Annotated in this window: 21 protein-coding genes and 1 pseudogene; 7 read left to right on the top strand and 15 right to left on the bottom strand. The window is 64.4% G+C overall.

The genetic code is table 11. From position 1 onward, the window contains the following. Nucleotides 1-26: 26 nt before the first annotated feature. Entirely contained in the window at nt 27-2465 is a 2439-nt protein-coding gene (locus JN279_RS13745) for a GcvT family protein (protein WP_202353030.1), read from the bottom strand. Between the two features lie 198 nt (nt 2466-2663). Here JN279_RS13745 and JN279_RS13740 point away from each other — a divergent pair, with 198 nt between their 5' ends. Continuing rightward, nucleotides 2664-3389, top strand: coding sequence for a Crp/Fnr family transcriptional regulator (locus JN279_RS13740; RefSeq protein WP_096449040.1), 726 nt, complete (start codon nt 2664-2666; stop codon nt 3387-3389). Nucleotides 3390-3419: 30 nt separating this feature from the next. Here the strand turns inward: JN279_RS13740 and JN279_RS13735 are convergent, their stop codons facing one another. From JN279_RS13735 to JN279_RS13720, 4 genes are read right to left on the bottom strand one after another with little or no spacing between them, the layout of a single operon-like run. Beyond that, on the bottom strand, nt 3420-3863 hold the full coding sequence (locus JN279_RS13735; protein WP_244734569.1) for a hemerythrin domain-containing protein: 444 nt from the start codon (nt 3861-3863) through the stop codon (nt 3420-3422). Between the two features lie 25 nt (nt 3864-3888). After that, nucleotides 3889-4020 (bottom strand): cytochrome bd-I oxidase subunit CydX, encoded by a 132-nt coding sequence (cydX, locus tag JN279_RS13730; protein WP_202353029.1) that lies wholly within the window; start codon nt 4018-4020, stop codon nt 3889-3891. 19 nt (nt 4021-4039) lie between these two features. Beyond that, complete coding sequence (gene cydB, locus JN279_RS13725; protein WP_202353028.1) at nt 4040-5194, bottom strand: cytochrome d ubiquinol oxidase subunit II; 1155 nt, start codon at nt 5192-5194, stop codon at nt 4040-4042. 15 nt (nt 5195-5209) lie between these two features. Continuing rightward, nucleotides 5210-6781: a cytochrome ubiquinol oxidase subunit I gene (locus tag JN279_RS13720; RefSeq protein ID WP_202353027.1), complete on the bottom strand. Its 1572-nt coding sequence runs from the start codon at nt 6779-6781 to the stop codon at nt 5210-5212. 99 nt (nt 6782-6880) lie between these two features. On the opposite strand from JN279_RS13720, the gene JN279_RS13715 reads away from it, so the two are divergent. Both JN279_RS13715 and JN279_RS13710 read left to right on the top strand, forming a co-directional pair. After that, nucleotides 6881-8491, top strand: coding sequence for an ATP-binding cassette domain-containing protein (locus tag JN279_RS13715; protein WP_202353026.1), 1611 nt, complete (start codon nt 6881-6883; stop codon nt 8489-8491). Further along, entirely contained in the window at nt 8488-10080 is a 1593-nt protein-coding gene (locus tag JN279_RS13710; RefSeq protein ID WP_202353025.1) for an ATP-binding cassette domain-containing protein, read from the top strand. Before JN279_RS13715 ends, JN279_RS13710 begins: the two co-directional genes overlap by 4 nt. Nucleotides 10081-10291: 211 nt before the next feature. On the opposite strand, the gene JN279_RS13705 is transcribed toward JN279_RS13710, so the two are convergent. Beyond that, the gene (locus tag JN279_RS13705) at nt 10292-10585 is read right to left on the bottom strand and encodes an HlyU family transcriptional regulator (protein WP_096449050.1); all 294 of its coding nucleotides are present in this window, start codon (nt 10583-10585) and stop codon (nt 10292-10294) included. A 47-nt stretch (nt 10586-10632) separates the two neighbouring features. After that, nucleotides 10633-11274 carry a TetR/AcrR family transcriptional regulator gene (locus JN279_RS13700; RefSeq protein ID WP_096449052.1) on the bottom strand — a complete coding sequence of 214 codons (642 nt, stop codon included), beginning with the start codon at nt 11272-11274 and terminating at the stop codon, nt 10633-10635. 178 nt (nt 11275-11452) lie between these two features. On the opposite strand from JN279_RS13700, the gene JN279_RS13695 reads away from it, so the two are divergent. Both JN279_RS13695 and JN279_RS13690 read left to right on the top strand, forming a co-directional pair. Then, nucleotides 11453-12130 carry a PspA/IM30 family protein gene (locus JN279_RS13695; protein WP_202353024.1) on the top strand — a complete coding sequence of 226 codons (678 nt, stop codon included), beginning with the start codon at nt 11453-11455 and terminating at the stop codon, nt 12128-12130. Between the two features lie 64 nt (nt 12131-12194). Beyond that, a complete protein-coding gene (locus JN279_RS13690; RefSeq protein ID WP_023779112.1) occupies nt 12195-12455 on the top strand; it encodes a YiaA/YiaB family inner membrane protein in 261 nt (86 codons plus the stop codon). A gap of 78 nt (nt 12456-12533) precedes the next feature. Here JN279_RS13690 and JN279_RS13685 read toward each other — a convergent pair whose 3' ends face one another. After that, nucleotides 12534-13214: a PadR family transcriptional regulator gene (locus JN279_RS13685; RefSeq protein WP_202353023.1), complete on the bottom strand. Its 681-nt coding sequence runs from the start codon at nt 13212-13214 to the stop codon at nt 12534-12536. A 272-nt stretch (nt 13215-13486) separates the two neighbouring features. Between JN279_RS13685 and JN279_RS13680 the strand changes: the two are divergent. Then, nucleotides 13487-13744, top strand: a pseudogene (locus JN279_RS13680) (DUF2798 domain-containing protein). 154 nt (nt 13745-13898) lie between these two features. Here JN279_RS13680 and JN279_RS13675 read toward each other — a convergent pair. The 4 genes from JN279_RS13675 to JN279_RS13660 form a co-directional block, all read right to left on the bottom strand. Then, a complete protein-coding gene (locus JN279_RS13675; protein ID WP_202353022.1) occupies nt 13899-14291 on the bottom strand; it encodes a thiol-disulfide oxidoreductase DCC family protein in 393 nt (130 codons plus the stop codon). Nucleotides 14292-14304: 13 nt separating this feature from the next. Beyond that, on the bottom strand, nt 14305-15363 hold the full coding sequence (locus JN279_RS13670) for a DMT family transporter (protein ID WP_202353021.1): 1059 nt from the start codon (nt 15361-15363) through the stop codon (nt 14305-14307). A gap of 23 nt (nt 15364-15386) precedes the next feature. Further along, complete coding sequence (locus tag JN279_RS13665; RefSeq protein ID WP_202353020.1) at nt 15387-15656, bottom strand: putative hemolysin; 270 nt, start codon at nt 15654-15656, stop codon at nt 15387-15389. 107 nt (nt 15657-15763) lie between these two features. Next, nucleotides 15764-16057, bottom strand: coding sequence for a GYD domain-containing protein (locus tag JN279_RS13660; protein WP_095202008.1), 294 nt, complete (start codon nt 16055-16057; stop codon nt 15764-15766). 249 nt (nt 16058-16306) lie between these two features. Here JN279_RS13660 and JN279_RS13655 point away from each other — a divergent pair, with 249 nt between their 5' ends. Then, nucleotides 16307-17362 (top strand): TauD/TfdA family dioxygenase, encoded by a 1056-nt coding sequence (locus tag JN279_RS13655; RefSeq protein ID WP_202353019.1) that lies wholly within the window; start codon nt 16307-16309, stop codon nt 17360-17362. Between the two features lie 92 nt (nt 17363-17454). Here JN279_RS13655 and rpoD read toward each other — a convergent pair whose 3' ends face one another. The 3 genes from rpoD to JN279_RS13640 form a co-directional block, all read right to left on the bottom strand. Then, nucleotides 17455-19479 carry an RNA polymerase sigma factor RpoD gene (gene rpoD, locus JN279_RS13650; RefSeq protein WP_095201737.1) on the bottom strand — a complete coding sequence of 675 codons (2025 nt, stop codon included), beginning with the start codon at nt 19477-19479 and terminating at the stop codon, nt 17455-17457. A 367-nt stretch (nt 19480-19846) separates the two neighbouring features. After that, on the bottom strand, nt 19847-21784 hold the full coding sequence (dnaG, locus tag JN279_RS13645; protein ID WP_096449066.1) for a DNA primase: 1938 nt from the start codon (nt 21782-21784) through the stop codon (nt 19847-19849). Nucleotides 21785-21925: 141 nt separating this feature from the next. Next, nucleotides 21926-22294 (bottom strand): RcnB family protein, encoded by a 369-nt coding sequence (locus JN279_RS13640; RefSeq protein WP_096449068.1) that lies wholly within the window; start codon nt 22292-22294, stop codon nt 21926-21928. Nucleotides 22295-22297 lie beyond the last annotated feature (3 nt).

Below are 22297 nucleotides of genomic sequence, written 5' to 3'. Positions count from 1 at the left end.
GCGCACGGCGCGTGCCGGATGGCGCGCTACATCCGCGCCCTGGTCGAGCTGGGATCGTAAGGCGAATCCGCAATAACCGTAGCGGTCTTCCATTCCCCCAGTATCGCGACGTCGAGCTTCGTGCCGGGCGTGCTGTGACGCTCGGGCAGCAGCGCCAGCGCCACATCATGCCCGAGCGTGTAGCCATAACCACCCGACGTGATGCGCCCGACCAGCTTGCTGTCAATGTACAGACCTTCGTTGGCAAGCGTACTGGCGCCGTCGGTCTCGATCCTGAGCGTCACCGACCGGCGCTGGTCGTTTTTGTCCTTGTATTTCAAGACCGCGTCGCGGCCGACGAAATCACCCTTGTCGAGGCGGATGAAGCGTTCGAGCCCGCTCTCCAGAGCGTTGAGCTCGGGATTCATGTCGCGGTACATGGCGCGGTAGGATTTCTCCAGCCGCAGCGATTCCAGCGCATGCAAGCCGACGAGCCGCATGCCGTGCTTCTCGCCCTCTCTCAGGATCGCGTCGAGCAATTGCCGCTGGTAGGCCATGGGATGATAGAGTTCCCAGCCGAGCTCGCCCTCATAGTTTACGCGCAACAGTCGTACGTCACTGGCAAGCGCCACGCTGCCTGACTTCACGCCGAACCAGGGAAAGGCCGCGTTCGACAGGTCGATCTCGGTGAGAGGTTGCAGCACGTCTCGCGCGTTGGGGCCAACGACGGTGAAGCAGCCGCGCTCGTCGGTGACGTTCTTCAGGCTGACGCTGCCATCGGCGGGTAGCAGTTTTGACAGATCGTCGAAATTCCAGCGCTCCGCGCGCGGCGTCGAAATGAGGTAAAAACTGTCTTCGCCAAGGCGCGCCACCATGTATTCGGCCTGCACGCCGCCTGCCGGCGTGAGGTGATGCGCCAGCACAGCCCGGCCGACCGCCGGCAGGCGGTTGGCGAGGATCCTGTCGAGCCAGGCCGCCGCGTTCGGCCCCGACACCTCGAACTTGGTCATCGGCGTCATCTCGACCAGGCCGACGGCGTTGCGCACGGCCTGCACCTCCTCGCCGACGAACACGCCCTTGGCGGTCCAGCGCCAGCTATACTGGTCCTTGGCCTCGACACCCCTGGGCGCGAACCAGTTGGGCATCTCCCAGCCGTTGAGCACGCCCCAGACCGCACCCAGTTCGGTCAGCCGCGCATAGGATGGCGCGGTCTTCTGTGGCCGGGCGGCGGGCATGTCCTGCCCCGGATATTTCTGCTCCGCATGCGTGCCCCAGGCCTCGCGGACCTTCTCGCGCGTCCAGGCCTTGTTGGCGTAGTCGCCGAAACGGCGCGGGTCGAGATCGGACGTGTCGAGGCTGTTGCCGCCCTCGACGATCCGCTCCGACAGGTAGTAGCCGATCGTGCCGCCCCACAATATGCCGCCCGGCACGCCCTCGGCCAGCCACACATTGGGCAGGCCCCAGGCCGGTCCCATCAGCGGAAGCTCGTCTGCGGTCATCTGAAAGGGGCCGCGGACATTGGCCTTGATGCCGGCGCGTCCCAGTGCCGGCACGAGCTGCGTTGCCTGCTCCCAGTTCCACGACACCGCCTCGAAATCCTCCTCGACGAGGTCGGCGCCAAACCAGGCGGGAACGCCATCCTCGGCAAACAGCTTGAGGTGTTCGGTGCGCTCGTAGGGACCGAACATAAAGCCATCGCCTTCCTCGCGCAGATAGCCTTCAAAACCCTCGTCGCGCAGGATCGGCATCTCCGCACGTCCCTGCTTCTTGCGCTCCACGATCTCCGGCACAGGCTCGGTGATCCAGTACTGGTGCAGGATCGGGATCGCGGGGATGTCGAGGCCGAGCAGCGCGCCGGTCTGGCGCGCGTAATTGCCGGTCGCGCAGACCACATGCTCGCAGATGATGTCGCCCTTGTTGGTCGCGACCCGCCATTCGCCGCCGGCGGTCCGCTGAAAGCCGGTGACCTCGGTGTTGAGGTAGATCTTGGCGCCCAGGTCCCGCGCGCCCTTGGCCATGGCATGGGTCACGTCGGCCGGGGCGATATGGCCGTCATCGGGATGATAGAGCGCCCCCAGCATATGCTTGTTGTCGAGAAGCGGGCACAGCGCCCTCGCCTCCGCCGGCGACAGCAGATGCGCCCGCATGCCCTGAACGTCGGCGACGCTCATATAGCTCTTGTATTCGTCGAGCCGGTCCCTGGAATTGGCGATGCGCAGCTGGCCGCATTTGTGCCATCCGACCGGCTGCCCGGTCTCGGCCTCGAGCCCCTCATAGATCTCGATGGTCTTGTTGATCATCCGGCCGATATTGATGTTGCGGGCATAGGACGGGACGAGGCCGGCCGCATGCCAGGTCGAGCCGGCGGTCAGCTGGGTGCGTTCGAGCAGCGCGACGTCGGTCCAGCCGCGCTTTGCCAGGCCGTAAAGGATGCCCGCGCCGACGCACCCGCCACCAACAATCACCACCCGCGCATGTGTCTGCATCGACCCACCAAATCCCAGTTATTTCCAACGTGTAGCGTCGAAGCTACAGGCGGCGAAAGGGCCTGTAACGTCTTCAAAAACTGGGGATGATGATAAGCTGGATTTATGCAACAGGGTCCTTTGGCAGTGCATATGCGCCATCGCTAAAGTCATCGCCCATGCGTTGCCGCTGCCGGCTGGTAACACTATAGATGTACCATCGTGCGCGAAGACATTCACACGAAGGGCATTCCTGTTCTCTGCGTTTCATGCGAAGCGCGGCACCGCGGCATTTGTGGCGCCCTCAACCCCGATCAGCTTGTCACGCTGTCCAGGTCGACGAAACGGTACAAGGCGGAAACCGGCAAGGAACTGATGAGTGACACCGAAAGCGTCGAGCGGTTCTCCAACGTTCTTTCCGGCGTCGTGAAACTCACCAAGACGCTGTCCGACGGCCGCCAGCAGATCGTCGGCCTGCAGTTCGCTCCCGATTTTCTGGGAAGACCGTTCCAGGCCGAGAGCACATTGACCGCGGAGGCCGCGACCAATGTCGAGTTGTGCTCTTTTCCACGCCAGGCGCTGGAGCGGATGATGAAGGAGCAACCCGACCTCGAGCATCGGCTGCTCGAACAGAAATTGCGCGAGCTCGATCAGGCGCGCGACTGGATGGTGGCGCTCGGCCGCAAGACCGCAGCCGAGAAGATCGCGAGCTTCCTGTTGATGATCGCGCGCAACATCGATCCGGCCGCCGGCCCGGAGCTCCGCGCCGCCGCTTTCGACCTGCCGCTGTCGCGCGCGGAGATCGCGGATTTCCTCGGCCTCACCATCGAAACGGTGAGCCGGCAATTGACCAGGCTGCGAGGCAACAACGTCATTCGCATCGACAACAACCGTCACATTGTCGTCGACGACCTCGCGCGCCTGGAAGTGCGTTCCGGCGACTGATCGCCGACCAAACGCGATGCGATGAAGCGCTCAGCGCTGCCTGAGAATCCCCGGCAGCACATGGTCTCGCTCGAAGGCGATATGGCGCCGCATGGATTCAAACAGCGCGCGCAGCATGTAGCCGAGCGCCTCGGGGTTCTCGATAGGCCTCCCGTGGCCATGCGCAAGCAGGACCTCACTAAGGTCAGCCGCCGCGCAGTCGTCCTCCAGGTGCTCCATCTTGAGCCGCGCGACGATATCTTCCCCGCCCTGGAGCCGCGCGAAGGCGGGGAAGACAATCTCTTCCTCGAAGCGATGGCACTCTCGCAGCACCGGCAACAGATCGGCCGCCACCGCAAGGCACTGGAAGCGGTCGACGCGCGACGGCAGATCGTCGGCGATACCTTCAAGCATGTGACAGAGCGCAAGCATCCGCACATGCGCCCGCTTCATGTCCGCCGGCCCGCGCAGCGGCCCCAGCTCAGAATCCGTCATGATGGCTCCTCCGCCCCGGCTAGGCTCAAGGCGTGGGCAGCGCGACGGTGTCGTTGGCGGGCTCCTCGCGGACGGTGCGCAGCTCGTACCAGAGCGCATTGAGGATGCCGACGGAGGCGGCCAGTCCGAGGCCAAGGATCCAGGCAAAATACCACATGGTCAAAACTCCGGTTGAATCAGTAGGCCGACGAACCGGCCTTCTCGACGCTCTTCTCGCCGACCTTGCCCCACAGCACGCTGTAGACCCAGCCGGTGTAGGCGAGGATCAGCGGCAGGAAGATCACCGTAGCGATCAGCATGTTGCGCAGCGTGGCGCGGCTTGAGGAGGCATCGAACACGGTCAGCGAATGGCTGGGATTGCTGCTCGACGGCAGAAGGATGGGGAACATGGCAAGCCCCACCGTCGCGATGATCATCGCAACGCCGAACTGCGAGGCAAGGAAGGTCCAGCCTTCGCGCCGGGCCTGGAAGCCGATCGCCGCCAGCAGCGGTGCGACGACACCGAGCGCCGGCACGATCCAGAGCAGCGGATGGGCATGGAAATTCGCCAGCCAGGCGCCGCTGTCCGCCGATACCGTCTTGAGCAGCGGATTGGACGGCCCCTCCCACACGATCGGCGAGGTCACGCGGTAGCCGCCGAGCAGGCCGAGCCAGACCAGCACGCCACCGCCGGCGAAGAGCAGCGAAGTGATGACGGCGGACCTGGCGCCGATCGCACGCGCGCGGTCTTCGACGATGCCTTCCGCCTTGAACGCGAGCCAGGCCGCGCCGTGGGTTATCAGCATGGCGACCGAGACGAGACCGCAATAGAGCGCGAGCGGGTTGAGTAGGCCGAACAGGCTGCCTTCATAGATGGGGCGCAGGTCCGGCGTGAAATGGAACGGCACGCCCTGCAGCGTGTTGCCAAGGGCAACGCCGAAGATGAGCGCCGGCACCGCGCCACCGACGAAGAGCGCCCAGTCCCAGCGGCTGCGCCAGGCCGGATCGGGCCGCTTCGAGCGATACTTGAAGGCAACGGGGCGCAGGATCAGCGCCAGAAGCACCAGGAACATGGCAAGGTAGAAACCGGAGAAGCTCAGCGCGTAGAGCGCCGGCCACGCCGCGAAGATGGCGCCGCCGCCGAGGATGAACCACACCTGGTTGCCTTCCCAGACCGGGCCGATTGTGTTGATCGCCACGCGCCGTTCGGCGTCGGTCCTGGCGACGAAGGGCAGCAGTGCGCCCACGCCCATGTCGAAACCGTCGGTCGCGGCGAAGCCGATCAGGAGGACGCCGAGCAGGACCCACCAGATCACGCGCAGCGTTTCATAGTCGAAGAGAAAGTCGATCATCGTCGTGATCCTTTTTCACTCTGCGGGTTGCAGTGCGGGTTCGGCGTTCGGGCGCAGGTCATCGATGACGCTGGCGACCTCGGGCCCCTTGCGGATGGCGGCCAGCATCAGCTTGACCTCGATGATGGCGAGCACGCCGTAGACGAGCGTGAAGCCGCAGATGGTGAGCGCCAGGTCGGTGACGCCAAGCTCGGACGTGGCGAGGAAGGTCGGCAGCACGCCATCGATGATCCAGGGCTGGCGTCCGAACTCCGCCACGAACCAGCCGACCTCGATGGCGATCCAGGGCAGCGGCATGGCGATGAGCGCGGCACGAAACAGCCAGTGCGGCGCTTCGGTCTCCCGTGTCGTGTGCCACAGCGACACCGCGAACAGCGCGGCGAGCACGAAACCGCAGGCCACCATCAGCCGAAAGCCGAAGAAGAGCAGCGGCACGTAAGGCACGGTCAACCAGGCGGCATCCTTGATCTGCTGCTCGCTCGCCTGCCTCGGATCCGGCAGGTACCGCTTGAGCAGCAGCGCATAGCCGAGATCCCTGGAGCTGGCATCAAAGGCCGCGCGGGCGGCGGTGTCGGTGCGATCAGCCTTGATCTTCTCCAGCGCGTCATAGGCGACGATGCCGTTGCGGATGCGCATTTCGGCACGGGCGACCAAATCGTCGATGCCGGCGATCTGCCTGTCGATCGAGCGCGTGCCGATGATGCCCATCACCCACGGGATGCGGATGGCGAAATGTGTCTCGCGGTCGCTTTGGCTGGGAATGCCAAATGCCGTGAAGGACGCCGGCGCGGGCTCCGTCTCCCACATGGCCTCGATGGCCGCGAGCTTCATTTTCTGGTTGTCGGTCAGCGCATAGCCGCTTTCGTCGCCGAGCACGATCACCGAGAGTGACGAGGCCAGGCCGAAGGCCGAGGCGATGACGAAAGAGCGCTTGGCGAGCTGGACATAGCGTCCGCGCAGCAGGTACCAGGCCGAAACGCCGAGCACGAAAGTGGCGGCGCAGACATAGCCGGCCGAAACGGTGTGCACGAACTTCGCCTGCGCCACCGGATTGAAGATCACCGCCATGAAGTCGGTGACCTCCATGCGCATCGTGTCCGGGTTGAAGGCCGAGCCGACCGGGTTCTGCATCCAGCCATTGGCGATCAGGATCCAGAGCGCGGAGAAATTGGTGCCAAGCGCCATCAACCAGGTCACGATCATATGCGCGCGGGCCGACAGCCTGTCCCAGCCGAAGAAGAACAGCCCGACAAAGGTGGCTTCGAGGAAGAAGGCCATCAGGCCCTCGATGGCAAGCGGCGCGCCGAATACGTCGCCGACATAGTGCGAGTAGTAGGCCCAGTTCATGCCGAACTGGAATTCCATGGTGATGCCGGTGGCGACGCCGAGGGCGAAATTGATGCCGAACAGCACGCCCCAGAACTTGGTCATGTCGCGCCAGATGGTGCGGCGGGTCATGACATAGACGGTCTCCATCATCGCGATCAGGATGGAGAGGCCCAGCGTCAGCGGCACGAACAGGAAATGGTAAAGGGCTGTCAGCGCGAACTGCAGCCGGGACAGGTCGACCAGGAGAAAGTTGGGCATGGGAGCATCCTTTCTGGATACCCGCTCATAACGCGCCGCGAACATCCGCGGCTTGATCTGGATCAATTCGTTTCATCATCGCGTGTGCGAGAAGCGGGCATGAAAACGTCAGCCGTTCCCGCACCGGATCCGAAGGCCGCCCCCTCCGGCCCCGCCCTTTTCCAGGCACTGTCGATCGGCGAACGGCTGGCAAGGCGCGGCTTGCGTCGGCTGCTCATCCTGCAGGTCGCGCGCACCGGGTTGCGCCTCGGCTTCGCCGCGTCGGCGGCGATCGCCACCGGGCGGCTGGTGATGGGCGATCCCGTCGACCCATGGCTGGTCGCGGCGGTGCTGGTGCTTCTCACTTCTGCCTGCCTCGCCGGGCTCGCGTCCGACAGGGCGCAGGCGTCGGCCGAAACCGCCGTCTCGGCTGGGTTGCGCGGGCATGCGGGCGAGCGCCTGAACGACATGCCGGTGCGGCAATTGCAATCGCTGTCGGTCGGCGGCGTCATCGTCTCGATGCAGCGACATCCCGAGGCGGTGGCCGGCCTTGTCGTCGGCCATCGCGCGGCCAGCACGATGATGGGTGCCGGACCGCTGCTTGCGGCCATCGCACTTTTCCTCGTCTCCTGGCAGGCAGCGCTGCTGGTCATCTGCCTGACGCCGGTGATGATCCTGTTCCTCGCGCTGGTGGGCAATGCCATCCGCCGGCGCGCCGACGCCCAGGAACGCGCCTTCGGCCGGTTGGCGGGCCAGTTCGCCGACCGCATCCGCACGCTGCCCACGATCCTCGCCAACCACGCGATGGCCACCGAAGACGCCAAGTTGGCCCGCCGCCTCGAAGCCTATGCGGACAACACGATGGGCGTGCTGCGCATTGCTTTCGTCAATGCCGGCATCATCGACTTCTTCGCATCGCTGTCGATCGCCATCCTCGCCGTCTTCCTCGGCCTTGGCCATCTGAAGCTCGCGATGATCCCCGGCTTCTCCAACCTCGCGCTCTGGCAGAGCCTGTTCATCCTGATGATCGCGCCTGAATATTTCGCACCCTTCCGGCGCTTTTCGGAACAATATCACGCCAAGGCAGAGGGCCTTGCCGCGGCGGCCGCACTTGACCGGCTGCTCGGTGCCGAGCCGGTCGCGGCACAGAGCTTGCCGATTCTCGACCGCCTGTCCCTGGCATTGCCGGAACAGGGCATCGTCGCCATTGTCGGCCCGAGCGGGTCCGGCAAGTCGACATTGCTACGCCGACTGGCCGGGCTCGAACCAGGCGGATCGCTCGACGCCGATGCACTCGCCGGCCGGGAGATCGCCTGGGTTTCCACCGACAGCTGCGTGCCCGAGGGAACGCTTGCCGAAGCCCTTTCATGGAGTATCGCCGCGCCTGCCGGGGACAATCTCGAGGCAGCCGCCAGCGCGATCGGCCTGCTCGACGACGCGCTGTTGCCGGGCGGCCTCGAAGCCAGACTGGACCGGGGCGGAGCCAACCTTTCCGGCGGGCAACGCCTGCGCATCGCGGTCGCCCGCGCGCAGCTTTCCGGGCGGACCGTGCTGGCCGACGAACCCACGGCAAAGCTCGACCGCCAGACGGCCGAAGCGGTGCGACGCATGCTGCTTGCGATCTCGCGATCGCGGCTTGTCGTCGTGGCCACCCATGACCGCGACCTCGCCGCCGCCGCGGACATGACGGTCAACCTCACTCCCAACGATGCCATCGAGGTGGCGGCATGAACACTCTCCTTCAATCTTCAAGCCGGAAGTCGTGGCGGCTGGCGACGGGCTTTGCTTTCTCGGCACTCTGCTGCGGCGTATTGCTCGGCGGTGTTTCCGCCTGGCTGTTGGGATCGGTGGCGATCGCCGGCCTTTCCGCCACCGCCTTCACCTTCAACTTCCACATACCGGCGGCGCTGGTCAGGTTGTTCGCGGTGGGCCGCACGGCCGCCCGCTATGGTGAGCGGCTGGCCGGTCACAAGGCAGCACTTTCGGACCAGGTCGCGCATCGCGTCGAACTCTTCGCCGCGATGGCGGCGGCGCCTGCCGTGCGCCGGGCCGGATGGCAGCTCGGCGATGAGGCGCGGCTGGCCGACTATCTCGACGATGTCGAGGACCTCGACTACGCCCGGCTGCGTGCCGGGCTGCCGGCGCTGACGCTGGCCTGCGGCCTCGCCGTCCTCATCGCGGGTTCGGCGATGCTCGCACCGCTCTCCCTCCTACCGATCATGCTTCTGCTGCTCGCCATCCTGTTCGCGGGGAACCGGATGGCCAAGGCTGGCGCCATGGCATGGGAGCGCGCCAGGTCGATGCGTCGCGGGGGCGCAGGCAGGCTTGGCACGGCCATGGCGTCAGCCGTTCCGCTCAAGGCCGAGGGCGCCTGGCGCCATGAGTGTGGCGAAGCGCTTGCCGCGCTCTCCCGCGCGGATGGCGAGATGCTTGCGCTTCGCCGCCTGCAGGCCGGGTTCGACACGCTCGGCGCCGCCTTCGGTCCGCTTGCCGGCATCAGCGTGATGGCGGCCGCCTGGTATGCGGGACGGCAAGGCACGGAGCTTCTCCTGCCGATGCTGCTTGGCTTTTCGTGGCTGGCGCTGGGCGAAGCGTTGAACGGCGCGTCGCGGATGCTGGTGGCCGTGCTTCGCCGCAACGCCGCCCGGGCCGAGATCGGCAAGTGGACCGAGGTCGGTTCGGCGGACAGGCAAGCGCACATGCCGGACGAACCGCGCCAACTGCGCCACCGCGCCCTGCAGCGCCGCGCGCCGGACGGCCGGCCCATTGGAGCGCCGGTCGCGCTTTCGCTCGAAAGAGGTCGGCCAACGGTGCTCGTCGGCGCAAGCGGTTCGGGCAAGACCAGCCTGCTCAAGCAGGTTGCCGGCTGGATCGGCGAGGATGGATTGGCCACCGGCGACCGCATCCTGTCGGCAGGCGAGCGGCGGGCGCTCTCAGCACTGGTGTTGCATGATGCGGTGATCCTCGAGGACACGGCGCGCGCCAACCTCTTCGTCGGCAACGCACCGGACGCGGCCCTGTGGCGTGCGCTGGAAGCCGTCGAGATGGACAGGCGAATCCATGAAGCCGGCGGGTTGGATGCCTGGATCAGGCAGGACCGGTTTTCGCTCGGCGAGATACAGCGCATCAACCTCGCGCGCGCCTGGCTGTCCTCCATGCCGCTGGTGCTGCTCGACGAGCCGACAGAGCATCTCGACGACGAGCAGGGCGAGCGCATCCTGGAGCGGCTGCTCGCCCACCTGAGCGACCGGATCGTCGCCATTTCCACCCATCGCGCGTTCCCGCTTCGCGACATGGACACCATCGATCTGAAACCGTGAACCGTCGGCAAGTGACGGGCCTCTCATGGCCAGGACGATCGCCTCGCATTTCGACGCCTATCCGGCCTCGGGCGATGCCCGGCATTCAAGTGCTGTTTGAATGAGCAGGCGTTACCGAGGTTTGCTCCGCGAGCAGGCGTCGGGACAAGCTTGCCCGCGCCAGCATTTGCCGCCTCTAGTGCAATGCGGGCGGTCGCCTCGACCAGTCTGCCTACCCGAAGATCCGATCGCCCTGCTCATCGACCAGCTGGATGCCCTTCTTGATCGAAATGTCGACGGCGTCGTCGAGGCCGGCGAAGCGGTCCGCGCGGATGAATTTGTGTTCCTTCACCACGCCGTCGATCTCCTTGGAGACGATGCCGCAGGTCTGGTACTGGCCGTCGTTCTTGTAGGGCGTGGCGCTGATCAGGAAACCCTTGTGCTCGACCTGCTTGGCGGGTGCCGCACTCTTGGGCTCGGCCGCTTCACCGCCGCCGCCACCGAAAAGACGTTTCAGAAAAGACATCGCTCAAATCTCCTTGTTCGTCCAGCAAACCGCGGTCAGTTCGCGATTCACGACGCTGTTGTTCCAGCATGCGCGAATGTGCCGTCGCGTTCCAGCCCCCTGATGAAGACGGCGACCAGGAGCTCGATCTGCTGGTCGATCTCGTCCGCCTGCCGGCGCACTGACCTGGCCGCATAGCCGCTGGTGACGATGCCATGCACGCTTGACCACAGCGTGCGCGCGGCGATCCGGCGCGTGTCTTCGTCGAGGTCGAAATCGCCGCCGGCGAGCACACGGGCAATGATCTCGAACAGCTGGTCGAGCCGCGCCTCATAGGCGTCCGGCTCGGTCAGCGTCGGACGCCGCCTGTTGAAGGCGAGCAGTGCCGGCCAGCTGCCCGGATGCGCCTCGACAAAGCGCACATAGGCGCCGGCCAGCGCCAGCAGGCGCTGGCGCACATCGGTGATGCCGCGCTGGGAAAGATCAGCCATCGCCGCTGCTCCTGCCGCACCCAGCCGGTCGAGCAGCCGCATGTTGACGGCACGGTGCACCCCGTCGAGATCGGAAAACAGATTGTAGACCGAGCCAACCGAGATGCCCGCCTGCTCGGCGATGGTTCTCGCCTTCAGATTGTCCATGCCGCCCTCGTTGAGCAGCACCTCGGCAATCGTCAGCACCCGCTCGCCTATTTCTTCCCTGTCCAGTGCCATGCTTGTCCTTATAGACGCTCGTGCCCTCGGCCCGGGCTGTTCGAACCATGATCGTCCCTTCGTTTACCATAGCCGGGATTTCATGAACAGCGTTCAAAAAGACCTTGAACAATGTTCATTTCCTGTTATGTTGGCTTCGTGAACATTGTTCACGGCAACATTCGAAGGGAGAAGAACCATGCTTAGCCTGATCAGAACACTGCTCGACGGCGCCAGCGCAAGGGCCGAGGATGGCCTCAAGGATCGCTTCGCCATCGACCTTCTGGCGCAGCGCATCCGCGACGCCGAGGCGGGCCTTGCGGCCGCCAAGCAGACACTCGCCTCACTGATTGTCCGCCAGCGTGCCGAGCAAGCCGGTCTCGACCAGCTCGAACGCCGCCACGCGGACCTCGAAAGCCGCACGCGCAGCGCGCTCGCCGCCGGCAATAACGGGCTCGCCGAAAGCGGTGCGGCGGCCATCGCCGAGCTGGAGAATGAACGCGAAGTCCGTCGCGCCACCGTACAGAGCCTTGGCGAAAAAACGTTGCGGATGCGCGTTTCGGTGGAACGAGCGCATCGCCGCATCATCGACCTCAACCAGGGCATGATCTCGGCCCGCGCCATCGATGCCGAGCGCAAGGCACAGTCACGCCTGGTCAGGTCGATCGGCCACTCGGCGAGCCTCAACGACGCCGAGGAGCTTCTGGCTCGCATCAAGGGAGCCAGCGACCCCTTCGAGGAGGCCGGCATCCTCGACGAGATCGACGGCGAACTGCGTCACGAAGCGATCCGCGACCGTCTTGCGGATGCCGGGCACGGCCCGGCGGCGAAGGTGCGCGCCAAGGACGTGCTCGAGCGCCTGAAGACCATCAACTGAAAACCAGACTTTGCAGACCTGACTACCATCCAATCCATCATCATCGAACCAACGGAGAACTCCAATGAACGCCAATCAGACCTACATCATGTTCAACACCGCCTCGGTCGGTGCCGCCTATTTCATGCTCGGCCTGTCGCTGTGGCTGGCGCCGGTCGACCTCGCGACCAAGGGTTATTGGGCCATGGGCATCCTGCTCTTGACCGGCAGCCTGGTGAACCTGGTCAAGTACCGCACCGACGAACGCCTGTCGGCCGAGATGACCGCCAAGATCGAGAAGGCGCGCAACGAAAAGCTGATCAGCGAATATGTCGGCAAGGAATGATGCCATCCGCATCATCGCCAACAAAAAAAGGCCCGGGTCTCCCCGGGCTTTTTTGCGTACCGCAAAGTGCCGCCCGCCTCAGCGGTGCGTCAGCGCTTCCAGCGCTTCAGCCGCGGCTTCGAGGATGGCGATCGCCTCGGCCTGCTTTTCAGCCGGGGCATCGACGATCTCGCCCAGCGCCGCGCGCAGGCGGTGGCGAATGGCACGGAATTCGTCGCGTGTTTCCGAGCGCTCGCCACGGCCACCGCGGCCGCCGCGCCGGTCCTCGCCATCATCGTTCCAGCCGAACCAGTCGCGCGCCTTGGCCATCTTGCGGCCGAAGCGTTCGAGATGGTCGAGCACGCCGTCGATCATCTCGCGGTTGTCGGCAAGATGCGCTTGGCCCGCCTCGGTGATGGAAAACACCTTCTTGTTGCCTTCGCTCGACGAGACGGCATAGCCTGCCTCTTCCAGGAAGGTTAGCGTCGGGTAGACCACGCCCGGGCTCGGGCTGTAGATGCCGCTGGTGCGCTCTTCCAGCGCCTTGATGATGTCGTAACCGTGGCGCGGCGCCTCGGCCAGCAGCGACAGCGTGATCAGCTTGAGATCGCCGTCGGCCAGCATGCGGCCGGCGCGAAACATGTCGCCTGGGCCACCACGACCGCCACCGCGACCGCCATGTCCGAACGGGCCAAAGCCGCCGCCCCCTCTGCCGAACTTGCCAGCCATGTGCATGAACATGCGCTCGCCGAAATGGCCGCGTCCGAAATCCTTGTGCATTGATTGCTCCTTGAGTTCTATCTTACGATATATCTTAATTAGGCGCACGCTCCCGTTGAGTCAAGATATATCTTACGATGTATCGGAATGTGGCGCCAGAGGCTTGCTTTCGCCGAAACGCGCGGCTAGAAGGCGCTCGAGGGTCGATGACCGCTCCGTAAGCGTCTGACGTCAAGCAACGCATCCAACCCCGGTCCTTCCGGGCAGTTACGCCGAAACCGGCGAACGGATGCCACATGCGAACGACCGGACAGTTCAGGGAAACTCCCAAAATGACTGCAAGACATCAGCGCAGGAAGCTGCCTGCGCGCTATGCCGCGATCATCAGCCCCTTGGTGCTGTCGTTGCTGATGACCTTCATCGTCTCGTTCATCTCGACGTTGAAAAGCCTCGGCTTCCACCCCAGCCTGCCGTCCATCTGGATGACCGCCTGAGGCCTGTCCTGGCTGGTGGCGTTTCCGACGCTGCTGTTGGTGCTGCCCATGGTGCGCCGCATCGTCAGGGCGCTGTGCGAGCCGGCTGGCCGATAGAGCCGTAGACAAGGGTCTGGAGACACTTTCCGGACCTTTGCGCGTCATCTAGAGCAATTCCAGGAAAAGTGTGGGCGGTTTTCCGTCCGGAATTGCGTCAAACAAAAAGTTAGAGCCGTTCGCCGTTTCCATGAAACTGTGAACTGCTCTAATGTTACCAGCGGCCTTTGCGCCGGTTCCAGGCGTAGAGCAGGTCGGCGAAGCGATCATAGGCAAAGCGCGTCAGCGGCAAGGCAAACGGATTGCCGAACAGTTTCGCCAGCCAGCCCTCGCCCGGCGTTACCGCCCACACGGCGATGGCGACGTCGGCGCCGACCAGCAGCCGGCCGGCCGCATCGGTGGCGTGCAGCCGCCGGCGGATATCCTCCAGCGAGGCGCCAAAACGGCCAAGCGCCGCCGGCTCCAGATTGATGTCGCGAAATTCGATCCGCCCGGCCTTGACCGCTTCGATCAGCCGACGTTTCTGCCAGCTGATGCCGGCATCGCAGACCGGGCAACGCATGTTGTACCAAACGGTCAGTTCAGGCTTGGGTGTTTGCTTGAGCATGATCTTGGTATGCTCAGCCGTGGCCGTGCCGGTGATGCAGGTCGGGATAGTGCGGATGCCGGTGGCGCATCGGCGCATGCCGGTGCCAGTGCGAATGCGGCTCGCTCACCGGCCCGTCATGATCGTGCTGGTGGTGCTCGTCATGCACGTGGCTGTGCTCGTGTTCCAGCGCCTCATGGTCATGCTCATGCTCGTGGCGTTCCGACAGATGCAGCCACAGGCCGACGCCCATCAGCAGGCCCGCGATCACCAGTTTGAGGGTAACGGCATCGCCCAGCATGACGATGGCCAGCAGCGCGCCGATGAACGGAGCCAGTGAATAATAGGCCCCGGTGCGCGCGGTACCGAGATGGCGCAGCGCCAGGATGAACATCACCAGGCTGACGCCGATACCGAGGAAACCGACGGCGGCCGTCGCCGCGACAATGGACACCACGGGAAACGATGCCCCGGCAGCAAGCGCCAACCCGACATTGGCCGCACCCGCGACCAGCCCTTTCAGCATGGCGATCACGACAGGGTCGGTGGCCGAAATCCTGCGCGTGAAGTTGTTGTCCAGCCCCCAGGCCAGGCAGGCCCCCGCCACCAGCAGGGCGCCCGGATTGAAAGCAACGCCGCCGCCATCCCACGACAACAGCACCGCGCCGGCCAGGATGGCGAAGGCGCCGAAAAGCAGGCGCCGGTCGACATTCTCGCGATAGACGAGCCAGGCGATCGCCATCGTCGCCAGCCCTTCCAGGTTGAGCAGCAGCGCCGAACTGGATGCCGTGTTGAGGCTGAGGCCGAACATCAAAAGCACCGGCGCGACGATGCCACCCATGCCGATTGCCAGCGCCAGCCAGGGAATATCCCGGGTGGTCAGTTGCGCTTCGCCGGCGGCGGCCTGCTTGCCGCGAAGCAGGCGATAGAGAGCGAGGCCGACGCCGGCGCCGAGATAGAGCAGGCCGGCCAGCATGAAGGGATTCACGGCATCGAGCAGCAGCTTGGAAAGTGGCGGCGTCGCGCCGAACAGAGCGGCGGAGCCGAGGGCGAGCGGCACGCCGGGCCAAAGATGCGAATGCGTTTCGGACATGATCTCACCTTATAGCGTGCGCGTCACTTACCGCGCATGGCAGCCTTTGGCCCGACGCATTTGTTGTCGCGAAACAGCGCCCACTCCTCGCACAGGCGCCCCTTGGGCAACCGGCAAAATCCGTATTCATTGCCGGCTTTGTCCTTCCTGATCACCAGGCGCCCGCCGATCTCGCCGCAATGCACCGATGCCGGATTGGCCATGCCGACCGGTTTTTGCGCGGCGGCACCGGCGGCGAACGGCATCGACGATATCAAGGCAAGGTTGGCAGCCAGTAGCGAGACGTTCTTCATCGCGATCTCCCCTGGCCGCAGTCTATCATGGCGACGCGTCCTGTCCTGCGGCAAAGCGCCGTCAGGCCGGCACCTAGCCGTCGCCTTCGAGAGCCCTGCCGCTTGCTTCATCCAAGCGACGAGATGATCTCGCGGTAGGCGAATTCCGGGAAAGCCTTCAGCGTCCGTGATTTGAGGTTTCCGTTCGCGGCCAGCATCAGCGCGAAACGCGCCAGCACCGCATCATCGGGCGCTTCGACCACCGCCACCATGTCGAACTCGCCCATGGTCAGGTAGAACGCCTTGAACGATCCTCCCATCTCGCCCAGCTGCTTCCTGGCGGCGTCGAGGCGCTTGGGCGAATCGCGCACGTTCTTCGCGCCCTGCTCGGTCCAGTTCATCAGCATGATGTAGGTCGTCATGGTACGCCTCCTTCCGGAGCCACGGAGCACGGCGACTTCGCCGGGGCGGGCATCCGGGTTGTCGCCCAGAAAATGCATCCGACACGAAATTATCCTCCCGCAGCGAACATCCCGCAAGGACTACCGCGCGTCGGCGCCGACAAGGGAAAGCCGGTTTAAAAACCCGGCTGATTGCGGCATCTTCGTCATAGCCGTCAGCCCGGGAAATCCTCAATGTCCGGAGCCGATCCGGGCCCGCAGGAGAATGTCATGCGCGAGACAACAGACCTGCCGCCGGATCGGATCGACATTCCCGCCGCTTGGACCGGCGAGGCCATGGCCAGGCATCCGGAACAATGGCTGGTCGAACTGGGCCCGCTGGATGTCGCGGAGCTGGAATCGGCGGCAACCGGCTTTCTCGCCCGCTCGCGCGATATTGGTGGCCTGGCCAAGGCCGATTTCCCGTTGCCTCGGCTTGCCGGCCATCTTGCCGCCCTTCGCCAAAAACTGATCGCCGGCATTGGCTTCGAGGTGCTGCGCGGCCTCCCGGTCGAAAAATATTCGGCTGAAATGGCGGCAACGATCTTCTGCGGGATTGGCGCGCATCTGGGCAGCGCACGCTCGCAGAATGCCCAGGGCCATATTCTCGGCCATGTCCGCGACATCGGCGCCGACGCCAGGAGCCCCACGACGCGCATCTACCAGACGGCGGAGCGCCAGACATTTCACACCGATTCCGCCGATGTCGTCGGCCTGCTTTGCTTAAGGGATGCCATGCAAGGCGGCGAATCCCTGCTGGTCAGCACGGTGACGATCTACAATGAGATGCGCAAAAGCCGGCCCGATCTGGTCCGCCTGCTGTTTGATCCGATCGCCACCGACCGGCGCGGCGAAATCCCGGAAGGCGAAAAACCCTATTTCGAAATCCCGGTCCTCAACTGGCATGCGGGACTGCTGACCGGCATCTACCAGCGCCAGTACATCGACAGCGCGCAGCGCTTCCCCGATGCCATGCGGCTGAGCGCCGCCCACGTCGAAGCGCTGGATCTCTTCGACCGCCTTGCCAATGACCCGAAATTAAACCTGTCGATGCGGCTTCGGCCCGGCGACATGCAGTTCGTCTACAACCATTCGCTGCTGCACGACCGCACGGGTTTTCGCGATTGGCCAGACCCGGACAAGCGGCGCCATATGCTCCGCTTGTGGCTGTCGATTCCCGGCGACCGCCCGCTGCCTGAATGTTTCAGGCAGCGTTATGGCTCGATCGAGATCGGCGATCGCGGCGGCATCATCGTCAGGGGGACACGGCTGAACGTACCGTTGTAGAGCAATGATGAACCGCTCCAGGCAATACGATTTAACGCTTGAAACGAAAAAGGGCGCCAATCGGCGCCCTCAATTCTTCGCGACAGACAAACTCAGCTGTCAAGGAAGCTGCGCAGCTTGCGCGACCGGCTCGGGTGCTTGAGCTTGCGCAGCGCCTTGGCTTCGATCTGGCGGATACGCTCGCGGGTGACCGAGAACTGCTGGCCGACTTCTTCCAACGTATGGTCGGTGTTCATGCCGATGCCGAAGCGCATGCGCAGCACGCGCTCCTCGCGCGGCGTCAGCGAGGCGAGAACCCGCGTCGTGGTCTCGCGCAGGTTGGCCTGGATGGCCGCGTCGATCGGCAGGATCGCCATCTTGTCCTCGATGAAATCGCCCAGATGCGAATCCTCCTCGTCGCCGACCGGCGTTTCGAGCGAGATCGGCTCCTTGGCGATTTTCAGCACCTTGCGCACTTTTTCGAGCGGCATGGCGAGCTTCTCGGCCAGTTCTTCCGGCGTCGGCTCGCGGCCGATCTCATGCAGCATCTGGCGCGAGGTGCGCACGATCTTGTTGATCGTCTCGATCATGTGCACCGGGATGCGGATGGTGCGCGCCTGGTCGGCGATCGAACGCGTGATCGCCTGCCGGATCCACCATGTCGCGTAGGTCGAGAACTTGTAGCCGCGGCGGTATTCGAATTTGTCGACCGCCTTCATCAGGCCGATATTGCCTTCCTGGATCAGGTCGAGGAACTGCAGGCCGCGGTTGGTGTATTTCTTGGCGATGGAGATGACGAGGCGCAGATTGGCCTCGACCATTTCCTTCTTGGCGATCGCGGCTTCGCGCTCGCCCTTCTGCACCTGGTTGACGATCTTGCGGAATTCCAGGATCGAGATCGCCGTTTCGGTGGCCAGATGCTGGATCTCGGCGCGCAGGTCCTTGATCGCATCCTTCTCGTTCTTGGTGAATTCCTTCCAGCCGCGCGAGGTCAGATTGCCGATCGCGCGCGTCCAGTTCGGATCAAGTTCGGAGCCCTGATATTCCTTCAGGAACTCCTCGCGGCGCACGCCATAGCTTTCGGCCAGCCGCAACAGCTTGCCCTCGTTCTGCACCAGGCGCTTGTTGATGTCGTAGAGCTGCTCGACCAGCGCCTCGATGCGCGCGGTGTTGAGCGACAGCGACTTCACCGCCTTGATCAGTTGGTCCTTCAGCTCCTTCAGCCGGCGGTCCTGGCTGGGCGACAGCGTGCCGGCGGCGGCCAGACGGTTCTCGACCTGCTGGTCCTGCAGCTTGCGCAGCTTCTTGTAGGTGTCGGCGATGACGTCGAGCGTCTCCATCACCTGCGGGCGCAGTTCCGCTTCCATCGCCGCCAGCGACAGGCTCGCCTCGTCCTCGTCTTCCTCGTCATCGTCGCCAATGCCGCGCGTATCGGCGCCGACATTGGTGATGTCATCTTCCTCGTCGCGTCCACGGCGCGACTTTTCCTCGGGCTTGGGCGCTTCCTCGATGCGCTCGACCACCGGCGCCTGCTTGGCTTCGGGGCCGGCATAGGTGGCTTCAAGATCGATGATCTCGCGCAGCAGGATCTTGGATTCGTTGAGCTCGTCGCGCCAGATGATGATGGCCTGGAAGGTCAGCGGGCTTTCGCACAGACCCGCGATCATCGTCTCGCGGCCGGCCTCGATGCGCTTGGCAATGGCGATTTCGCCTTCGCGCGACAGAAGCTCGACCGAGCCCATCTCGCGCAGATACATACGCACCGGATCGTCGGTGCGGTCTGTCGGCTCTTTCTTGGTGGTGGTGGCGGCAACCGCCGTGCCGGTCTGTTCGGCCAGCTCGTTGGCGTCTTCCTCGGCATCGGCCGCGGTGTCGCCGGCCTCGGCCTCTTCGCCCTGCTCGTCATCCTCGACGACATTGATGCCCATGTCGGACAGCATCGCCATCGTGTCCTCGATCTGCTCGGAGGTCACTTCCTCGGAAGGCAGCACCGAATTCAGCTCGTCCATCGTGACATAGCCGCGCTTCTTGGCGGCCTTGATCATCTTCTTGACAGCATCATCGGAAAGGTCGAGCAGAGGGCCATCGGTGGCGCCTTCGCGTTCGGTCTCGACCTCTTCCTTTTCCTTAGTCGCCATTTTTTTTATCTTCTCCAAGCGGCTGCCATCGAAGCCGCGTAAACTGTCGGACCAGTCAAAACCGGATGTGCTCGCTTATGAAACGCGCTTCACCGGGCCAGTAACCGTATCTACCGTTAAGTCCAGATTAACCCTGATATCTGTGGCAGGCGGCCTGCCTGTCCAGTGACCAGTACCTCACATCGCTCATTTCCCGTCGGCGCGGGTGCGGGTTAACGTTTCGAATCGTCCTGATTCCGCCATTCTGTCGGAAGGTCAAGCGCCTCTGGCATGATTCGCATGAAAAAAGCGAATCAATTACCCGACTTAGCGCGCCTTGCCCCCTTGGGAAGCCCGGCCACGCTCTCATTCCTGTACTCAGCTGCACTTAGGCTCGCCCAGCCCTGCCCGACGAAACGCCAAATCCTTCGATCAGCGCTTCCGTCGCCTGTACATCCTGAAATTGCGCCTGAATTTCGATCAAATGGCGGAAGTTTTCGTCCGAGGGATCTGCTTCGAGCGCCGCTTCCGCCTGTTTCAGCTCCTTATGTAAGGTGCGCGCGCTGCGCTGCAAGTGCAGTGCCTGGTTCAGAGCGTCGCGGGCATCGTCGAGTGCCGCCGTCTCCAGCGCCGGCCATTGCCGCGCCCGCCGGATCAGGCCGACGGCCCGCTCCCAGATCTCGGCGCAGCCGGCGCGCTCGATCGTCGCCACCACGGCGTGGCGGTCATTGGCCGTGTCATGCGCCATCGCATCGAGGATGGCGGCGTGCAGCCGCTGCAGTTCGGAATTGGCGAGGTCGAGAAATTCGACATGGGCGAAATTCTCGTCGATCAGCGGCGGATGGTTGACCAGGGCCACGATGATCGTCGCCTCGCGCACCGACATGCCCTCGCTGCCGCGCTTGACCAGCGCGGACTGGCCGAGGCTTTCGGTGATTGCCATGCGGCTGCCACCAGGCTTGGCGAATTGTCCGCCGGGTGCGGCTGCCTTGCCCTGCTGCCCCGGTTTCCAGTCCTGGCGCCCTTGCCGCGCATCGCGCTGCGAGCCGAAGAAGCTCTTTTCCCGCTCGCGCATTTCCTGCTGGTAGTGATAGCGCGTGCTTTCGTCGCGGATGCGGCTGGTCAACTCCCGCAGCGTCTTTCCCAGTTCCGCCCGCCGCTCCGGCGTGTCGAAGACACCGCCAGCTGTCTCGCGCATCCACAACAGGTCGACCAGCGGCCGCGCATCGGCAAGCACGGTGCGGAAAGCGTCCGGCCCCTCGGCCTTGACGAGGTCGTCGGGATCCTTGCCTTCCGGCAGCAGCGCAAAACGCGCCGAGCGCCCGGCCTGCACCGACGGCAGCGCGAGATCGGCAGCCCGCCATGCCGCCTTCAGTCCAGCCTTGTCGCCGTCGAAGCACAGCATCGGCTCCGGCGCCATGCGCCACAACAGTTCGAGCTGGTTCTCGGTGAGCGCTGTGCCGAGCGGCGCCACGACATTCTCGAAGCCGGCCTGCGCCAGCGCGATCACGTCCATATAGCCTTCGACGGCAATGACCGTGCCGCCCTTGGCGAGCGCCTTGCGGGCCCGGGCGAAATTGTAGAGCACATTGCCCTTGTGGAAGAGCTCGGTGTCGGGCGAGTTCATGTATTTGGCCAGCGCATCGGGCGCCAGCGCCCGGCCGCCAAAGGCGATGATCTTGCCGCGCGAATCCGGGATCGGGAACATGATGCGGTCGCGGAACCAGTCATAGGAGACCGGGATATCGTCGCCATGACGCACCAGCCCGCACGCTTCGATATCGGCTTTCGGCACGCCTTTTGCCGCGAGATGCTCTTTCAGCGCGTTGCGGCTGTCGGGCGCGAAGCCGAGCCGGAACGAATGCTGCGTTGCCGGCGTGAGCCCACGATCGCGCAGATAGGCGCGGGCCTTGGCTCCCTCGGGTCCCTGCAGCCGTTCCTGGAAGAAGGCGGTCGCCATCTCCATGACGTCGGTCAGGCTGGCGCGTTCCTGCTCGCGCCGCTCTTCCCGTTCGTCGCGCACCGGCATCGGCACGCCGGCCATGTCGGCGATCTTCTCGACCGCCTCGGGAAAGCTCAATCCCTCAAGTTCGGTGAGGAATTTGAAATGGTCGCCCGACACATCGCAGCCGAAACAGTGATAGCGGCCCTTCTTGTCCTCGCAGTGGAAGGACGGGCTTTTCTCGCCATGGAACGGGCAACAGGCCCAATAGTCGCCGCGCGACGCATTGGTCTTCTTGCGATCCCACGCGACGCGCTGACCGATAACCTGTGAAATCGGCACGCGGTCGCGGATCTCGTCAAGGAAGGCGGGCGGAAAGCGCATTGAGGGAACTCGTTTCCCCACCATATAATCACGCCGGCGAAATCCGACGACCCCCAATACGGGCCATACCCGGTTTCCACAGGGCAAAAAGAAAGGCGGCCGTTACGGGCCGCCCTTCCTTCTCAGTCCAGCTGGCAGAACTTACTGCGCGGCAAGCGCGCCGAAGATGACGCCCGACAGGATGCCGACAAGCACATAGTCGTTGCCGACGCGGATCCATTCCTGGTCGCGGCCGGGGCGATGCAGGCCATAGCGGCCATAGTCGCGGATCGGCTGGTGCTGCCTCCAGCCCGAATATCTCTGGCCGTTGCGCCAGTGGTTGCGCTTCACGACGACCTTCTTCTTGAAGACGCGCTTCCTCACATCGTTGTGGTGGCCGGGCTTCTGCCAGTCGACCTTGGTGTAATTCGGCTGCGGCGCGACCGGCGCGTTCATCGGCGCGGCCTGGCCGGTAAGCGACGTGGCGGCGAGCATCGCGACAGCGAGAGCAGAAAGAACAATGCGCTTCATGGG

It is taken from the genome of Mesorhizobium sp. 113-1-2 (assembly GCF_016756475.1).
GTDB classification, from domain to species: domain Bacteria; phylum Pseudomonadota; class Alphaproteobacteria; order Rhizobiales; family Rhizobiaceae; genus Mesorhizobium; species Mesorhizobium loti_C.
Note: the sequence above shows the minus strand (reverse complement) of the source record. Positions and strands in the feature narration are given on the sequence as shown.

What these genes read in the sequence shown, in the direction of transcription:
- JN279_RS13640 (WP_096449068.1), bottom strand. Translation starts at nt 22,294, where the DNA reads ATGAAGCGCATTGTTCTTTCTGCTCTCGCTGTCGCGATGCTCGCCGCC.
- rpoD (WP_095201737.1), bottom strand. Translation starts at nt 19,479, where the DNA reads ATGGCGACTAAGGAAAAGGAAGAGGTCGAGACCGAACGCGAAGGCGCC.
- JN279_RS13685 (WP_202353023.1), bottom strand. Translation starts at nt 13,214, where the DNA reads ATGCACAAGGATTTCGGACGCGGCCATTTCGGCGAGCGCATGTTCATG.
- JN279_RS13710 (WP_202353025.1), top strand. Translation starts at nt 8,488, where the DNA reads ATGAACACTCTCCTTCAATCTTCAAGCCGGAAGTCGTGGCGGCTGGCG.
- JN279_RS13665 (WP_202353020.1), bottom strand. Translation starts at nt 15,656, where the DNA reads ATGAAGAACGTCTCGCTACTGGCTGCCAACCTTGCCTTGATATCGTCG.
- cydB (WP_202353028.1), bottom strand. Translation starts at nt 5,194, where the DNA reads ATGATCGACTTTCTCTTCGACTATGAAACGCTGCGCGTGATCTGGTGG.
- JN279_RS13655 (WP_202353019.1), top strand. Translation starts at nt 16,307, where the DNA reads ATGCGCGAGACAACAGACCTGCCGCCGGATCGGATCGACATTCCCGCC.
- JN279_RS13695 (WP_202353024.1), top strand. Translation starts at nt 11,453, where the DNA reads ATGCTTAGCCTGATCAGAACACTGCTCGACGGCGCCAGCGCAAGGGCC.
- dnaG (WP_096449066.1), bottom strand. Translation starts at nt 21,784, where the DNA reads ATGCGCTTTCCGCCCGCCTTCCTTGACGAGATCCGCGACCGCGTGCCG.
- JN279_RS13720 (WP_202353027.1), bottom strand. Translation starts at nt 6,781, where the DNA reads ATGCCCAACTTTCTCCTGGTCGACCTGTCCCGGCTGCAGTTCGCGCTG.
- JN279_RS13735 (WP_244734569.1), bottom strand. Translation starts at nt 3,863, where the DNA reads ATGACGGATTCTGAGCTGGGGCCGCTGCGCGGGCCGGCGGACATGAAG.
- JN279_RS13675 (WP_202353022.1), bottom strand. Translation starts at nt 14,291, where the DNA reads ATGCTCAAGCAAACACCCAAGCCTGAACTGACCGTTTGGTACAACATG.
- JN279_RS13705 (WP_096449050.1), bottom strand. Translation starts at nt 10,585, where the DNA reads ATGTCTTTTCTGAAACGTCTTTTCGGTGGCGGCGGCGGTGAAGCGGCC.
- JN279_RS13700 (WP_096449052.1), bottom strand. Translation starts at nt 11,274, where the DNA reads ATGGCACTGGACAGGGAAGAAATAGGCGAGCGGGTGCTGACGATTGCC.
- JN279_RS13715 (WP_202353026.1), top strand. Translation starts at nt 6,881, where the DNA reads ATGAAAACGTCAGCCGTTCCCGCACCGGATCCGAAGGCCGCCCCCTCC.
- cydX (WP_202353029.1), bottom strand. Translation starts at nt 4,020, where the DNA reads ATGTGGTATTTTGCCTGGATCCTTGGCCTCGGACTGGCCGCCTCCGTC.
- JN279_RS13670 (WP_202353021.1), bottom strand. Translation starts at nt 15,363, where the DNA reads ATGTCCGAAACGCATTCGCATCTTTGGCCCGGCGTGCCGCTCGCCCTC.
- JN279_RS13660 (WP_095202008.1), bottom strand. Translation starts at nt 16,057, where the DNA reads ATGACGACCTACATCATGCTGATGAACTGGACCGAGCAGGGCGCGAAG.
- JN279_RS13745 (WP_202353030.1), bottom strand. Translation starts at nt 2,465, where the DNA reads ATGCAGACACATGCGCGGGTGGTGATTGTTGGTGGCGGGTGCGTCGGC.
- JN279_RS13690 (WP_023779112.1), top strand. Translation starts at nt 12,195, where the DNA reads ATGAACGCCAATCAGACCTACATCATGTTCAACACCGCCTCGGTCGGT.